This is a genomic window from Streptomyces qinglanensis (assembly GCF_900111245.1).
Taxonomy (GTDB): Bacteria; Actinomycetota; Actinomycetes; order Streptomycetales; family Streptomycetaceae; genus Streptomyces; species Streptomyces qinglanensis.
On the sequence record NZ_FOGO01000015.1, the window covers coordinates 81,638 to 96,838 of the forward strand.

The 15,201-nt window shown below is 72.9% G+C and carries 13 protein-coding genes; 10 read left to right on the forward strand and 3 right to left on the reverse strand.

Annotated elements, in window-relative coordinates; translation table 11 throughout:
* Window positions 1–375: 375 nt before the first annotated feature.
* From BMX65_RS26085 to BMX65_RS32595, 7 genes are all read left to right on the forward strand, one after another.
* Window positions 376–1,098 (forward strand): response regulator, encoded by a 723-nt coding sequence (locus BMX65_RS26085; protein ID WP_075002804.1) that lies wholly within the window; start codon window positions 376–378, stop codon window positions 1,096–1,098.
* A gap of 76 nt (window positions 1,099–1,174) precedes the next feature.
* Complete coding sequence (locus BMX65_RS26090; RefSeq protein ID WP_079172093.1) at window positions 1,175–2,389, forward strand: sensor histidine kinase; 1,215 nt, start codon at window positions 1,175–1,177, stop codon at window positions 2,387–2,389.
* A 162-nt stretch (window positions 2,390–2,551) separates the two neighbouring features.
* Entirely contained in the window at window positions 2,552–2,887 is a 336-nt protein-coding gene (locus tag BMX65_RS26095; protein ID WP_107437580.1) for a hypothetical protein, read from the forward strand.
* Window positions 2,888–2,897: 10 nt separating this feature from the next.
* Window positions 2,898–3,809: an ABC transporter ATP-binding protein gene (locus tag BMX65_RS26100; protein WP_075002806.1), complete on the forward strand. Its 912-nt coding sequence runs from the start codon at window positions 2,898–2,900 to the stop codon at window positions 3,807–3,809.
* A complete protein-coding gene (locus tag BMX65_RS26105) occupies window positions 3,809–5,455 on the forward strand; it encodes a hypothetical protein (protein WP_075002887.1) in 1,647 nt (548 codons plus the stop codon). Before BMX65_RS26100 ends, BMX65_RS26105 begins: the two co-directional genes overlap by 1 nt.
* 464 nt (window positions 5,456–5,919) lie before the next feature.
* Window positions 5,920–6,330 (forward strand): hypothetical protein, encoded by a 411-nt coding sequence (locus BMX65_RS32590; protein ID WP_075002807.1) that lies wholly within the window; start codon window positions 5,920–5,922, stop codon window positions 6,328–6,330.
* A 363-nt stretch (window positions 6,331–6,693) separates the two neighbouring features.
* Entirely contained in the window at window positions 6,694–6,906 is a 213-nt protein-coding gene (locus tag BMX65_RS32595) for a hypothetical protein (RefSeq protein WP_143081889.1), read from the forward strand.
* Between the two features lie 267 nt (window positions 6,907–7,173).
* Here BMX65_RS32595 and BMX65_RS26115 read toward each other — a convergent pair whose 3' ends face one another.
* Window positions 7,174–7,665, reverse strand: coding sequence for an FBP domain-containing protein (locus tag BMX65_RS26115; RefSeq protein WP_075002808.1), 492 nt, complete (start codon window positions 7,663–7,665; stop codon window positions 7,174–7,176).
* Window positions 7,666–7,736: 71 nt separating this feature from the next.
* On the opposite strand from BMX65_RS26115, the gene BMX65_RS26120 reads away from it, so the two are divergent.
* Together BMX65_RS26120 and BMX65_RS26125 are read left to right on the forward strand one after the other, a co-directional pair.
* Window positions 7,737–8,312, forward strand: a complete 576-nt coding sequence (locus tag BMX65_RS26120) for a TetR/AcrR family transcriptional regulator (protein ID WP_075002809.1) — start codon at window positions 7,737–7,739, stop codon at window positions 8,310–8,312.
* Between the two features lie 124 nt (window positions 8,313–8,436).
* Entirely contained in the window at window positions 8,437–9,621 is a 1,185-nt protein-coding gene (locus tag BMX65_RS26125; protein ID WP_075002810.1) for a GDSL-type esterase/lipase family protein, read from the forward strand.
* Window positions 9,622–9,836: 215 nt separating this feature from the next.
* Here the strand turns inward: BMX65_RS26125 and BMX65_RS26130 are convergent, their stop codons facing one another.
* Window positions 9,837–12,212 (reverse strand): ABC transporter permease, encoded by a 2,376-nt coding sequence (locus BMX65_RS26130; RefSeq protein ID WP_075002811.1) that lies wholly within the window; start codon window positions 12,210–12,212, stop codon window positions 9,837–9,839.
* Window positions 12,209–12,937, reverse strand: coding sequence for an ABC transporter ATP-binding protein (locus BMX65_RS26135; RefSeq protein WP_075002812.1), 729 nt, complete (start codon window positions 12,935–12,937; stop codon window positions 12,209–12,211). The genes BMX65_RS26130 and BMX65_RS26135 overlap by 4 nt, the downstream gene beginning before the upstream one ends.
* A gap of 584 nt (window positions 12,938–13,521) precedes the next feature.
* Here BMX65_RS26135 and BMX65_RS26140 point away from each other — a divergent pair.
* Complete coding sequence (locus tag BMX65_RS26140) at window positions 13,522–14,991, forward strand: hypothetical protein (RefSeq protein ID WP_075002813.1); 1,470 nt, start codon at window positions 13,522–13,524, stop codon at window positions 14,989–14,991.
* The last annotated feature ends 210 nt before the right edge of the window (window positions 14,992–15,201 follow it).

Consider the following 15,201-nt stretch of genomic DNA (forward strand, 5'->3'; position numbering starts at 1 on the left):
GAAAGGGCCTCGGCAGGCTGTTCTGGCGCCTGTACCTCGGAGAGTGGGCTTCCGTCGCGGGCACGGCTGCCTCGGTCATCGCGGGGTCCGTCGTCTCCCTGGACGACAGCGGAGACGTCCGTCCACCCGGGTCTTCCTTGTCCGATGCGTCGTCGCCGCAGATCGAGGCAGACCGTCATCACGTAGCTCAGCCGTGCTCGTCGGATCTTGGCTGTGCGGGAAGGTCACCGGTGCCGTTGGGGCGAGTGGGCCGGCGGGGACGATGTGTGGCGGTGGAGTCTGGCTCAACAGCGGGTGAGAACGAGTTCGCTCTGCCCCGGCACGACCTCCTCCGCGTCGCCTCCCGCCGATCCCCGCCTGCCAGAATGACCGGCCATGACGATTCGCGTGCTCATCGCCGACGATCAGGAGACGGTCCGCCGCAGCATGCGCCGCATCCTCGAGCAGCAGGCGGACATCGAAGTGGTCGGCGAGGCCGCGGACGGGGCGGAAGCGCTGGAGGCGGCGATCCGGTTGCGGCCCGATGTCGCTCTCCTGGACGTCCGGATGCCGCGCGCGGACGGGCTGGAGGTCACCCGCCGTCTGCTCGCCCCCGCGGCCGGGTTCCCGGGCAGGGTCGTCATCGTCACGACCTTCGACCTGGACGAGTACGTCTACCCGGCGCTGCGCTACGGGGCCTCGGGCTTTCTGCTCAAGCGCTCCGGACCCACGCTGCTCGTGGAGGCCGTGCGTGCGGCGGTGGCCGGTGACAGTCTGATCAGCCCTTCCATCACGGTACGGCTGCTCAGGCACGTCACCGGCCCGGGTACGGGGCCCGGCCGCGGCCCCGCGCCAGGACCCGGCTCCCGCTCCGGAGCCGGGCGCCGGTCCGGCACTCCCGCCGTCCCCGCGGCCCCCGCCGAACCGCTCACCAAGCGGGAGGGCGAAATCGCCGGGAAGGTCGGCGAAGGGCTCACCAACGCCGACATCGCGGCGGAGATGTTCATCTCACCGGGCACGGTCAAGACGCACGTCGCCAGCATCCAACGGAAGCTCGGTGTGCGGAACAGAGTCGGGATCGCCGTGTGGGCCTGGGAGAAGGGGTATGTCACGAAGTGACGAGCCGCCCCGCACCCGCTGATCGAATCGTCGGTGAACGGATGCCCCGCTCCGCGGACTGCATAGGCTGCCCGGTATGACGACGAGCCGTGCGGTGCCGGGGGGTTGGCGGAGCTTCGCCGTCGGTGCGGCGGTCGTCTGCCTGGTCCCGCCGGCTCTGCTCGGCCCGTCCGGTGCGCTGCTCGTCTGCGTATCTGCTCTGCTCGTCGTGGCGGTGCCGCTGCTGCGGTGGCCGTGGGGGAGGGTCACCGGGAGCGCGGCGGCGTTCGCGGCCATGGCGGTCTCCCTGCTCACGGACGTCCTCTACGCCGGCCGGCCGGGCCTCACGCTGCTGTGGATGCCCTTCGAATGTGCGGGGCTGCTGATCCTCACCGGGCGTCTCGTCCGGCATACGCGATCCCGGTACCTCCTCCCCGCCGGGCTGCTCGCGGTCCTCACCACGCTCGCCCTGCCGCTGCGCTTCACCCTGCGGAAGCCGGGTGCCGGGGCCGACGACGTGGTGATCATGGTGCTGGTGACGCTGCTGCCGGTGGCCTGCGCCGTCGGCATCGGCAGCTATCTGCGGTCCGCGGACAACCGGCGGCGCCGGGCGGTCCTGCAGGCCCGGCGGGAGCAGCGGCTGCAGATGGCGCGGGTCCTGCACGACTCCGTCGCCCACGAAGTGACCGGCATGGTGCTCGACGTGCAGGCGGCGCAGGTCGCACCGCAGGACCCGGGCGAGAGCCGGGCGCTGCTGTCCCGGGTGGAGGAAGCGGGCCTGCGGGCACTCGACTCCATGGACCGCGCTCTGCAGACCCTGCGCCGGGCCGAGGAAGTGCGCGAGGACGCGGGGGGCCAGGAGCCCGCGCATCCGTCGACCCGGGTGTACGGCGTGGCGGACCTGCCCGAACTGGTCGGCAGGTTCGCCGAGTCCGGCTCCGGCACGGCTGAACTGGACCTGGACGACGGTCTGGCCGGGGCGCTGCCGCGGGAGGTCGACGAGGCCGTGTACGTCCTGGTGCTGGAGGCGCTGACCAACGTCCGGCGCCATGCCGCCGGGGCCCGCCGGGTCACGGTGGCCGTCGGGCCGGCGAGCGGTGCCGTCGTACGGGTCCGGGTCGTGAACGACGGGGGCGGCAGCACCAGGCCGCTGCTCCCGTCCCGCAAGGGCGGCGGCACCGGGCTGGTCGGACTGGAGGAGCGGTACCGGAGCCTGGGCGGGGTGCTGGAGTCGGGTCCGTGCGCCGGCGGATGGCGGGTCGCGGGGACGCTGCCGGCGGCCGCGCCGACGGCCTCCTCCGGCAGCCGCTGACCGGGCCCGCTCACCGGCCGGACACCGGATATCTGCCGAACGGCAGATGTCCGGCGGGCTCGGAAAGATCACTCTGGACACGGCCTGTCGAGCTTTCCGGAGGTACGTGTGTTCTCTCGCAGATTGTCGCGGAGTGTCCTGGCTGCTGGCGCCCTGCTCCCGTTGTCCGTTCTCCCCGGTTGCGCCGATGTCGACGACGCGGCACCCGAGAAGAAGACGTTCGCCTTCGACGGGAGGACCCTCGACGTCCGGTCCCACGGAATGCCCGCGGACCTCGTCGCGACCGACCGCGACGACATCGAGGTGACCCGGTGGTTCGACGTCGGCTTCGGGGCCGATCCGCACTCCGAGTGGCGGCTCCGGGCCGGCCGACTGGACCTGGAGGCGGGCTGCGAAGGGTTCGCCAACTGTGACACGCGCTTCCGGGTCGAGGTGCCGAAGTCGGTGACCGTGCTGCGCGGCGGCAGGGCCACGAAGCTCACCGGCAGCGGGAAGTAGGGGGCGCGTCGTGCTGGAACTCGTCGACATCACCAAGGTGTACCGGGGCGGCAAGCGGGCTGTGGACGCCGTGACCATGCGGCTGGAGACCGGGATGCTGGGGCTGCTCGGCCCGAACGGCGCGGGCAAGTCGTCGCTGATGCGGATCGCCTCGACCGTGACCCGGCCGACCGGCGGAAGGGTGCTGTTCCACGGCACCGACGTGGTGGCCAGGCCCGGGGCGCTGCGCCGCTCCCTCGGCTACCTCCCGCAGGACTTCGGTGTGTACCCGAACCTCACCTCGCGGGAGTTCCTCTCGTATCTGGCCGCCGCCAAGGGGCTCTCGGTCCGCTCGGCCCGTGCCCGGATCGACGAGCTGCTGCAACTGGTCAACCTCACCGAGGCGGTCAAGCGGCCCCTGGGCACGTACTCCGGCGGCATGCTGCGCCGGGTGGGCATCGCTCAGGCGCTGCTCGCCGATCCGGAGGTCGTCATCGTCGACGAGCCGACCGCCGGTCTCGACCCCGAGGAGCGTGTGCGGTTCCGGAACCTGCTGAGCGAACTCGCCGCGGACCGGGTCGTCATGCTCTCCACCCACATCGTCTCCGACGTCGAGTCCGTGGCCTCCGACATCGCCGTGGTCGCCCAGGGGCGGCTGCTGCGCCGCGGGTCGCCGCAGGACCTGCTGGCCGCGGTCGAGGGACAGGTGTGGGAGGTTCTCGTCGACCCCGGCGACCTGCCGGACGTCCAGCGGCGGCAGCTCGTCAGCAGGATGCTCCGCACCGCGGGCGGAGTGCGGGTCCGGCTGCTGGCGCAGGGCCTGCCGTACGGCGGCGCCGAGCAGGTCACCCCCGAACTCGAGGACGCGTACCTGGCCATCGTGAACCGGGCCGGGCAGCCGTACGCGCCGTCCGCCTCCGACCGGTCTGCGGGGTGGCGGTGATGCCGGAGACCGTGGTCAGGCTCGCGGTCGGCGACTTCCGCGACCGGGTGCGTCGGCCCGCCTACGCCGTCGTCCTGATCGCGGCCGTAGGGCTGGGCTACCTCGCCACCCCGGCCCCGGAGTCCGACTGGGTGGTCATGCAGGTGGGCGACTACCGGGGTACCTACAACAGCGCGTACACCGGCATGGTCGTCGCGCTGGCCGCCACCGTCTGGCTCCCGCTGGGCGGGTTCTACGTCGTGCGCAACGCGATCGCGCGCGACGAGGCCACCGGAGTGGGCCGCCTCCTGGCGACGACGCCGCTGCGGACGTGGACCTACCTGATCGCCAAGTTCCTCAGCAGCGTGCTGGTGCTGGCCTCCATGCTGGGCGTCCTCGCGGTCACCGCGCTGGTCATGCAGTGGGCGCGCGGGGAGACCATGGCGGTCGACCCGGTGCGGCTGCTGAGCCCCTTCGTGAGCATCGCGTTGCCGCTGATGGCGCTCACCGCGGCCGCGGCGCTGCTGTTCGAGACGATTCCGCCGCTGAGAGCGGGCCTCGGCAATGTCCTGTGGTTCTTCGTCTGGACCGTCCTCGTGCTCGCCGGCCAGTCTCCCCACGCGCCGCTCGGCGGCATCGGAGTGCACAGTGTCGTCCAGTCGCTCGGCGCGGGCCTGGCGGAGCAGGGCATCGACCCCGGCACGGCCGGTGAGTTCAGTCTGGGGCTGACGCAGATCCAGGAGCCGTTGAAGACCTTCGACTGGCAGGGCTTCGATCCGGACGCCGCGTTCCTGCTCGGCCGGTACGCGCTGGTCGCCATCGCGCTGGGCCTCGCGCTGCTGCCAGTGCTCTGGTTCCCCCGGTTCGACCCGGCCCGAGGGCGCGGACTCCGGGCCCCGGCCTCGGGCCTCCTCCTGAACCCGGCAGCAGGCACCGCGAGCGGCGGTGCCGTCCCGGCGGCAACCGGCCTGCCCGTCGCGGGGGTCCGGGACGACCGCGCGGAAGCGCGGCCGGCCGCGTTCGCGAATCCGCCGCGCACCCCCGTGACATACGGCAGCCCCGCGCTGCGCCTGCTGGCGGGGGAGGTGCGCATTCTCGTCCAGGGCATCCCGCTGTGGTGGTGGGCGGGAGTCCTCGTCCTCGCAGTCGCCTCCCAGATGGTCACGCCCGCGACCGGTGTCACCCGCATCCTGCTGCCGGTGGCCTGGATCTGGCCGGTGCTCATCTGGTCCCGGCTGGGCACCCAGCGCCATGAGCACGGAGTCGAGGCCCTGCTGGGCGCCTGTCCGGCGGTGCGCAGCAGGACGGCGGCGGAGTGGGGGGCCGGGTTCCTGCTCACGGCCGCGGCCGGGATCGGACCGGCGCTCCGCATGGTGACCGGAGCCGACACCCAGGGCCTGGTCCACTGGTTCCTCGGGGCGCTGTTCATCCCGTCCTTCGCGCTGCTCCTCGGCACGCTCAGCCGGACGCACCGCCTCTTCCAGTTCGCCTACCTGCCCCTCTGGTACGGCACGGTCAACGGCCTCGCGGCGGTCGACTTCATGGGCGCGATCCGGGCCGACGACGGCAGTCCGGCCGGTCTGCCGCCGGTGTTCCTGGCGGCGGCCGTGGTCGTGATGCTCTCGGTCGTCTTCCTGTCGGGCGCCGCCCGCCGGGCGACGTCGTAGCCGCACGACGCGCTGGCGCGGCCCGGGTCGGGTCGGGCCGGGCCGGGCGCCTGCGCGGGCAGGTGGCGTGAGAGTTCCGCCCGCACCTCCGGAACGTCGGCACGGAGGACGGACCGGTCACCGGGTCTGGGGCGTCCATTTCACGAACCGGACTGCGCCCTCTCCGAAGGGGCAACCGAACAGGAGTAGAATTCCTGACCAGGTACCGCAGGGTTATTGCGGCCAAATCGGAATGAGTGAGGCCGGGCAACCTGCGTCCGGCGAGATTTTCATGAGGGGATTGGGTGGCGAAAGTCGACTCCGGGCCCTGTGCGGTGAGGGATAGTGGGGCAAAATGCAAAGCGTCCTCAGAGGTGAAGGCGGCGTCGGGTGAGAACGGTGCGCGCTGATCTCGCAATCTGGTGCCGGGAAAATGTAGAATATGAATTCAAGCGAGACTTCTACCAGCGGGGGTCCGACGCAAGATGAAGGTGCAAGCCGTCGCCCGCACCGGGGCAGCACTTCCGTCCGATGCGCTGAGTGAGCGATGGAACATCGCGGAATCAACTGAATTCGCCATCACTCCTGGATGTGAATATATAGTTTTTGGTATCACCTGCGTGAGTGGTCTTTTCTGGTACTATATCCTTGATGATCGAAATTTGGGATACCCGGTGTGGCATCCCTGTGCGCTATTTGAAGTGAAGGATGGAACTATTCCTTCGTGGTGGATTGCCAACTATTTTCCCCATTACTTGAATGAGCGCTCCGGGGTATCGATCATTTCATTTCCCGAATGGGCTGCGGATGCATTGTTCTACGAGAAGCTCTTCGACGGAGATTCTGCGGCGCTGGCCGCATTTAATGTCGAGGTTGAGCGTCAGTCCTCCATCTGAAGGCGAGTTCGTGATGCGACGGCGAGGGCGCTGCGATCGCGGGTCATGGACTCGATCCAGCCGCGACTGGATCTGTCCAACAGCCCCCGGCGGTCTGCTGGGCAGGTGGGTGGCTTCGGCGGCAGGGTCGCCGAAGCTGTCGGTCATTTCCACGTCGGTGAGAGGTGCATCGTCCAGATCGACGACCGCAGGGCCGGCCGCTGTGTACGCGTCACAGCCTCGTCGGGGGTACCGGTCAGCGATCCGCGCATAGTCAGGCTCGGGCGGATGTGGAACCTCGCTGTCCAGGTCCGCGGGCGATATCCAGGGCCGGGGTGCCACCGGGGGCGACCTGGTCGACGGCACCACGCGTACAGGCCGCGTTTGGCTTTCGGCCTGCCGAGGGCCTGGAGTTCGGGGGCGCTGTTGGGTCAGGCGCTTGTCGAAGGGCATTCCCTGGCCGAGGTGACGGCGGTGGCGTGGTTCGGCCTTGCCGACGCCCAGGCTGACGAAGGCGCCGATGCCGCCAGTCTCGATCATGTGGGTGCCCTCCTGTGGGCTCTCTCCGGTCGGCATGTCGCGGCGCCGATCACCTGATCCGCACCACGAAGCGCCTCCCGAGCCGTGAAAGGCGCGGTGGGCCTGCCTCTAGCGTGTGGTCTGCCACTGCCCCGGAGTTGGCGACGTCCCGAGTCATGTACTCGGCAAGGGAGTACCGGCTCGACAGTCGGAGGCATCCTTTGCTCTGTGTCCGCGGCCCTGCCCCCCGGGGCGGGGCCTCCGGTGCCGCTCCAGCCGTGCCGGGGGCGTGCGGTCCCCGGGGCCGGGCCGAGGGTCAGGCCCTCACCTTGGCCGGGCCGGGGGTCAGGCCGTCACCTTGGCCAAGAACGCGTCGAGGTTGGCCGCCGCGCGCTGGATCTTCTCCTCGACGGTGAGCGACTCGCGGTACCGGACGGCGAGGCCCGTGTCCTTCTTGCCCCGTACGTAGAGCGAGCAGCACAGGTCGCTGCAGAGGTAGGTGCCCACCGAGTTGCCCTGCTTCCCGGCCTTGCCGGCCATCGGCGCGACCATCAGCGAGACGCCGCTCGTGTGGTCGGTCAGGCATATCGAGCACATGCTGCGCCGGGTCTGCCAGGGGGCCGGGGCGGGGCAGCGCAGCGCGAGGGCCCTGGGGCGGTCGCCCCGCCGGGTGACCAGATAGGCGCGGTCGGGGGCCTGGGGGTCCCGCCAGCCCAGGTAGTCCAGGTCCTCCCAGGGCCGCTCGGCCAGGTCGCGCGGCACGGACAGCCGCCGGGCCTCTCCCTTCGTGCAGTTCACGAACGCGGCCCGGATCTCTCGCTCGGTCAACGGTTGCATAAGGGTGAGGCTAATTTGCCTAAAGGTGTTAGGCAAATGCATAATCGTCTCGTCTGAACAGGAGGATCGTCATGGTGCGTGCGGGGCTGACCACGGAGCGACTGACCCGGGCGGGCGCGGAGCTGGCCGACGAGGTCGGCTTCGACCAGGTGACCGTCTCGGCGCTGGCCCGGCGCTTCGACGTCAAGGTCGCGAGCCTGTACTCGCATCTGCGCAACTCGCAGGACCTCAAGACGAAGATCGCGCTGCTCGCCCTGGAGGAGCTGGCCGACCGGGCCGCCGAGGCGCTCGCCGGGCGCTCCGGCAAGGACGCGCTGACGGCCTTCGCGAACGTCTACCGCGACTACGCGCGGGAACACCCCGGGCGCTACGCCGCCACGCAGACCAGGCTCGACCCGGAGACCGCGGCGGCCAGCGCGGGAGTCAGGCACTCCCGGATGACCCGGGCGCTGCTGCGCGGCTACGACCTGGCGGAGCCGGACCAGACGCACGCGGTCCGGCTGCTGGGCAGCGTCTTCCACGGCTACGTGAGCCTGGAGATGGGCGGCGGGTTCAGCCACAGCGCCCCGGACACCCAGGTGACGTGGGAGCGGGTGCTGGACTCCCTCGACGCCCTGCTGCGCAACTGGCCCGAGCCCCGCCCGTGACGCCCCTCCGCACCCGGACCCCGGACCACCTGCAGCGGCCCGGACCGACCTGTACCGGCCCGGCCCGGAGCGCTCTGCACAGCGCTGTACCGACCCGCACCGACGACGCGAACAGGCTGAGGACATGCACGCCGAGGACGACTGGACCACCACGCCCCTGACCGCGGACCTCGTGCGCGGGGCGCTGGAACTGGAGCGCACCGAGCGCGGGCTGCTGCCGCACTGGCTGCCCGCCGCGGCCCGGGCGCAGTGCGACGACGGACAACTGCGCATGGCCGAGTCCCAGCCCTCCGGGGTGCGGCTGGCCTTCCGCACCGCGGCGACCGCCGTCGAACTCGACACCCTGCCCACCAAGCGGGCCTACGCCGGTGTCCCGTCCCGCCCCGACGGGGTGTACGACCTGGTCGTGGACGGCAGTCTGGCCGACCAGGGCGGAGTGCGGGGCGGCAACATCCTGACCGTCGACATGACGGCTGGGACCGCCGAGACCGCTTCCGGCCACGGCGGCACGCTCCGCTTCACCGGGCTGCCGGACCGGATGAAGGACGTCGAGATCTGGCTGCCGCACAACGAGACCACCGAGCTGCTGGCCCTGCGCACCGACGCCCCCGTCGAGCCGCTGCCCGACCGGGGCCGCAGGGTGTGGCTGCACCACGGCAGTTCGATCAGCCAGGGCTCCGACGCGGCGAGCCCCACCACGACCTGGCCCGCGCTCGCCGCCGCGAGCGGCGGCGTGGAGCTGGTCAACCTGGGGCTGGGCGGCGGTGCGCTGCTCGACCCGGGCACCGCCCGCGCGATGCGGGACACCCCGGCCGACCTGATCAGCGTCAAGATCGGTATCAACGTGGTCAACAGCGACCTGATGCGGCTGCGTGCCTTCACCCCGGCCGTGCACGGCTTCCTCGACACCCTCCGCGAGGGCCATCCCGACACGCCGCTGCTGGTCGTCTCGTCCCTCCTGTGCCCGATCCACGAGGACACCCCCGGCCCCAGCCTCCCGGACCTGGAAGCGCTCGGGGAGGGTCGGCTGCGGTTCCTGGCCATGGGCGATCCGGCGGAGCGCGCCGCGGGGAAGCTGACCCTGCGGAGCATCCGCGAGGAGCTGTCCCGGGTGGTGCGCTCCCGGGCGGCCGACGACCCGAACCTGTACTACCTCGACGGACTGGAGCTGTACGGCGAGGCGGACGCCGCCGAACTGCCGCTCCCCGACGAGCTCCACCCGGACGCGGCCACCCACCGCCGCATCGGCGCACGCTTCGCCGGGCTCGTGTTCGCGGAAGGGGGCCCGTTCGCCGCCGCCGGAGCGTGAGCGGCCGTGGCGGGCCCTTCCTCGCGCGCTTCTTCGTGCCCTTCATCGCATGCTTCCCCGCGCCTTTCCCTGCGCCTTTCCCTGCGCCCTTCCCTCCCTCCCCCCGGTCCTGTGCGCGTTTCCCGGGCTTCGGGCCTCCCCGCACTGCGGCTCCGGCGGCGCGGGGAGGCGGCGGCTGCGGGGGAGGGCGGCGCCGGGGAGCGCGCCGCCGCGCGTCACTCCGTGCGGAGGCCGGCCGGGCGCATCATGCGCCACAGCAGTGGCAGGCTCAGCAGCGTCACGACGGCGACCAGCCCGCCGCCGACGGCGAACATCGGCCAGACGACGCCCCAGTCCGCGACCGGCCGCGAGATGACCTTCAACAGGGTCCAGCCGAGGCCGAGTCCGAACGCCGAGGCCAGTACGAGACCCAGCGCCACCGGGATCGCCGTCTGCCAGAGCACGGAGGCGCCCAGCGTGCCGCGGCGGGTCCCGAAGGCCACCAGCACCGCCAACTGCCGCCTGCGCTCGCGGAGCTGCTCCGCCTGGGAGACGACCATGCTGGCGGCGATGAGCACCAGCACCGCGGTGGCCGCGGCGAAGACGACCCGGCTCAGCTCGGCGAACCCTGCGGAGACCTCTGTCGGCTGCGACAGCCACACGTCGGCTGCCGGGCTCTGCCGGAAGACGGTCGTCCGGACGTGTTCCAGCGCCTCCGGCTCCTCGTCCTGGAGCCGCACCGAGCCGGTGTACTGGAGATCGAGACGGTCGGGGGAGAGCGCGCCGGGCGTCACCAGGATCCCGGTGACCGGAGCGCCCCAGCCGGACGGCTTCGCTGGCACGGTGGGCGTGTCGTCGGGGATCCGCCAGTTCCCGGTGCCGCGGCCGTCGGGCCCGGCCACCCGGAGGGCGGCTCCCGGGCGCGGCGGAGCGGGACGGCTGGTCTCCTCGTCCGCGTCCCGCGGGTCCGCCGCCGCGCGGAAGACCTGCCCGTCGCGGCAGGAGCCGATCTCCGCCACCTCGCGCAGGGTGCCGCAGTCGCCCACGATGACCTGCGCGTACTCCGCAGCGTCGGTGCCCGCCGGCTTCCCCGCGATCTCCTGGGTGCTCTCCAGGAACCCGGTGGTCCCGGCGACGCCCGGGGTGGCGGCGAGGGCCCGGTCCAGCTTCCGGGCGCCCGCGGTGTCCACCGTGAGGTCGATGACGTTCACCTGCCGCAGCGCGGACTTCTTCAGACCGGTTTCGTGGCTGGCCTCCGCCTGGGCCCCGGCGAACAGGAGCTGCAGTGCGACGGCCCCGGCCACGGCGATGGTGATGCCGCTGACGGCCCGGGTCGCCGTGCCGCTGGACAACTGGAGCCGGCGCACCGCGAGCTGCCAGGAGACCGGCCCCCCGCGCAGCTTGCCGACCAGTCGCTCCACCATCCAGGGCAGCAGGAGCGCGACCCCGCTCAGCAGCGCCACCACCCCGGCGGCGACCTGGAACTCGTTCACCTGGCCGCCGCCCCCCGGACCCAGCGTCCCGGCCAGCGGCAGCAGCAGTGCCAGCCCGACCACCGGGGGCAGCAGCCGCCACCACAGACGGCGCGGCCGCGGTGTGCTCTCCCGCGTCACCCGCACCGGCTCGATCGTCACGCCCCGCAGCGCGAACACGGCGGCGCCGACCGTCACCAGCGGCAGCCCGAGCACCACCAGTGCGCCCAGCACCGGGTCCGGGACCACATCGGCGGGGAAGACGCTGACGTCGAAGAGGGTGACGTCCGCGGCCAGTCCGCGCCCGAGCAGGAAGACCGCGCCGCCGAGCAGCAGTCCCAGCACCGCTCCGGCCAGCGACTCCCCGGCGGCGATCCGGCGGGTCATGGCCGCGTCGGCCCCCACCAGCCGCAGGGCCGCCAACCGCTGGTCCCGCCGTTCGCCGCCGAACCGGGTGGCCGTCGCGATGAAGGTGGCCACCGGCATCAGCAGCACCGCGCACGCCACCGCGCCGAGCAGGATCAGCAGCGGGTCCACGTCGCGGTGCTCCTCGACGTGGCCGAAGTACTTCACGCGCTGCGCGTCCTCGGCCCGCAGCGTGTCACTGCCCAGGTAGAAGGAGAGATCGGCCGGTCCGAGCAGGCCGTCGTCCGCGATGACGCCGACGACCCGTGCGTTCAGCCGTTTCGCGAGCTCAGCGCCCTCCGCGGAGTCGAGCAGCTCCTTCAGTGCGGGCGAGACCACGATCTCGCCGGGGCCGGGTATCCGCTCGGTGCCCGGCGGGGTGACCGGGTGGCTGCCGTCGGCCTGCAGGAGCCGGCCGTCGATGTCCTGCCCGTGGAAGGTGGTGTTCGCCACGGCCGTCAGCAGGGTGCGTTCGGTGGCCCGGCTCTCGTCCGTCGAGGTGGCGTTCCCCAGCACCGAGCCGTTGACCGCGCGGGCGTCCCGGCGGGACTCCTGCGCGCTCATGATCGACGGCACCGCGGCGGCCAGCAGCAGCATCGCCACCCCGAGCCCCACCCCGACGGCGGTCAGCAGGGTGCGGAGCCGGCCCTGACGGCCGGCGAAGGCGAACCCGGCGCCCATGGCCAGGTCCCGTGTCCACTCGCGCACCCGGTGCGCCCTGGGCCTGCCGCTCATACCGCGCCCACCACACCGCTCATGTCCCGTGCCGTGCCGTCCCGGACGACGACCTCGCGGTCGGAGTAGGCGGCCACCCGCGCCTCGTGGGTGACCAGCACGACCGCGGCCCCGGTCTCGCGGGCGGCTGCCGTCAGCAGTTGCATGACCCGCTCCCCGTTGAGCGAGTCGAGCGCGCCGGTCGGCTCGTCGGCGAAGACGACGCGGGGCGATCCGGCCAGCGCGCGGGCCACGGCGACGCGCTGGCCCTGGCCGCCGGACACCTGGCCGGGCCGGTGGTGGCGGATGTCGTCGACCTCCAGTCGCTCCAGCCACTCCTGGGCCCGCGCCTCGGCCTCCTTGCGGCGTGTGCCTCCCAGGCGCAGCGGCAGGGCCGCGTTCTCCAGGCAGGTCAGCTCGGGCACCAGTTGGCCGAACTGGAAGATGAACCCGAAGTCGCCCCGGCGGAGCGCGCTGCGCTCCGCGTCGGAGAGCGCCGACATCTCCCGGCCCTGGTAGGTGACCCGGCCCGCGTCCGGCGGGACGATTCCCGCCAGGCAGTGCAGCAGCGTGGACTTGCCGGAACCCGAGGGGCCCATCACCGCGACGACCTCACCGGCGGCGACGGAGAAGTCGGCACCGGAGAGCGCCGCGGTCGATCCGTAGGTCTTGTGCACGCCCTCGGCGTGCAGCAGGGGTCCGGCCGCCGGGCCGGAGCCTTGGCCGGTGCTGAGTGGGGGGAGCAAGGGGCGCACCTCCGGGGTGGGTTCGTGGGTGGGGCGGCGGCCGTCTCGGGGCCGGCGCGGGTCGGCTTCGGCTGCCGCACCGCTCGGGACATTTCCGGGGCCGGAGTGGATCGCCCCGGCGGATTGTCTGAGGGGAATGCCTCGGCGGGTGTGCCGAGGCGGAAGCGGAAGGGGTCGTGGTGGGTATCGGTGCTGGTCCGCCGTCGGCCGTCCGCCGTCGGCCGTCCGCCGTCGGCCGTCGGCCGCCGGTCACCGGCCTTCGCCGGTCGGCTGGTCGGTCGGTCGGCCGGTCCGCCGGTCCGGCGGTCCGGCGGAGGCCGGTGGGGCGGGTGGCGGATGGACATGCGCGACTCTACATCATGTGTATACACGGGGTGTATACATGTCCGCGGCGCCCCCGGGGGTGCGGCCGTCAGGCGCCGGCCTCCGCGTCTGGCCTCCGCCCCGGAGCCGGACCCGGAGGCCGGTACAACGTTGGATGGCGGGTTCGGCGGAAAAGTTCACGACGTGTCAGGGGTGCTTCTCGCTGTCGGGGCTGCACTCCTGAAAGGTGGAGAATGACCGTTTTGCGCTAACGTGATCGTATGAACACCGTACGAAGGGGTGCGCGGCTCGTGTCGGTGCTCACCGGGGCGCTGGTCGCGCTGCTGCTGACGACCGCGGGTCCCGGCGGACCGCGCGCCGCGGACGGCGACGGGGTCTCCGCCGTGGCCGCCGCACTGCGGGACGGTCCCGTCCACGTCGACCCGCGCGCCCGCGACGTGCTCCCACCGGCGGCCGCCAAGGCGCTGCGGAACACCGTCGAACGGGCCGACAAGCCGGTCCTCGTCGCCGTACTGCCGGCCGACGGCGACTTCGACCGGAAGACGCTGCTGCAGGAACTCCGCGCCGAGACAGGCATCACCGGCGTCTACGCGGTCGCGCTCGGGGACCGCTTCGACGCGGGCGCCGACCACCAGGTCATGTCGCGGGACGCCGTCCGGGACGCGGTCGGCGCCGTACGGCGCGCGCACCCGGGGGATCCGGGCGCGATGGTCACCGACTTCACCGACCGCGCGGTCCGGCAGGCATCCGGTTCGGCGCCCGCGGCCTGGGACGGGGGCGGGGCCGCCGGGGACGGCGGGCGCACCGGAGGCGGCACCGCGGCGATCGTCACCCTCGGCGTCCTGGTGCTGCTCGCCGGGGCCGGCGCCTTCCTGGTCAGCCGGGGCTCCCGCAGGCGGCGGGCCCGGCTGGAGCGGGCCGGACTGGAGAAGCTGCGCCCGGTCGTGGACGAGGACATCACCGCGTTCGGCGAGGAGTTGAGCCGGATCGGCTTCGACCCGGCCACCGCCACCGCCCGCGCCCGTCCAGGCGGCACCGGCACCGCCCGGACCGGGGGCGAGGCGGGCGGGACGGATGGGATGGACAGGACGGACGGGGAGGACAGCACGGGCGGGGAGGACGCGGATGCCGCGCGCGAGGACTACGCGCAGGCACTCGACGCGTACGACGACGCCAAGACCCGGATGGCCGCCGCGCGCCGCCCGCAGGACGTACGGGGGGTGAGCCGGGCGCTGGCGGACGGCCGGTTCGCGCTCGCCACCCTGGACGCGCGGCTGCGCGGCACGGCCCTGCCCGAGCGCCGGGCCCCGTGCTTCTTCGACCCGCGGCACGGGCCGTCGGTCGAGGACGTGCAGTGGGCGCCGCCGGGCGGAACCGAGCGGGCCGTCCCCGTCTGCGCGGCGGACGCCGCCCGGCTGGCCGGCGGCGAGGAGCCCGCGGCCCGCGAGGTCGGCACCCCGCAGGGGCCGCGGCCGTACTGGGAGGCCGGACCGGTGTACGCGCCGTGGGCCGCCGGGTACTTCGGCGGCGGGCTGCTGCCCGGACTGCTGACGGGCACCCTGCTGGGCGGTGCGCTCGGCGGACCGTACGCGGACGGGTTCGGCGACCCCTCGGGCGGGGGCGACTTCGGCGGCGACTTCTCCGGGGGCGGCGCCGATCCGAGCGATTTCGGCGGCGGCTTCGGCGACGGCGGCGGTTTCGGCGGCGGTGATTTCGGGGGCGGCTTCTGAGGCCGGGGCAGGGGGCGATTTCCGGCCGAACTCCGTTCCGCCGCGCCCGGCGGGCCGCCACCGAAGCCGCCACCCCGCCGCTTCCGAGGGGTTTGCCCTGGCGGATCGGCGGTTACGTGCACCGGTACGCGAGAGTGAGCTCGCCTCGCGGAGGCACCGGCGGGTTGGGGACACAGCCCCCGGTGCCGTTTTTCGGGTGCGATGCCCGGT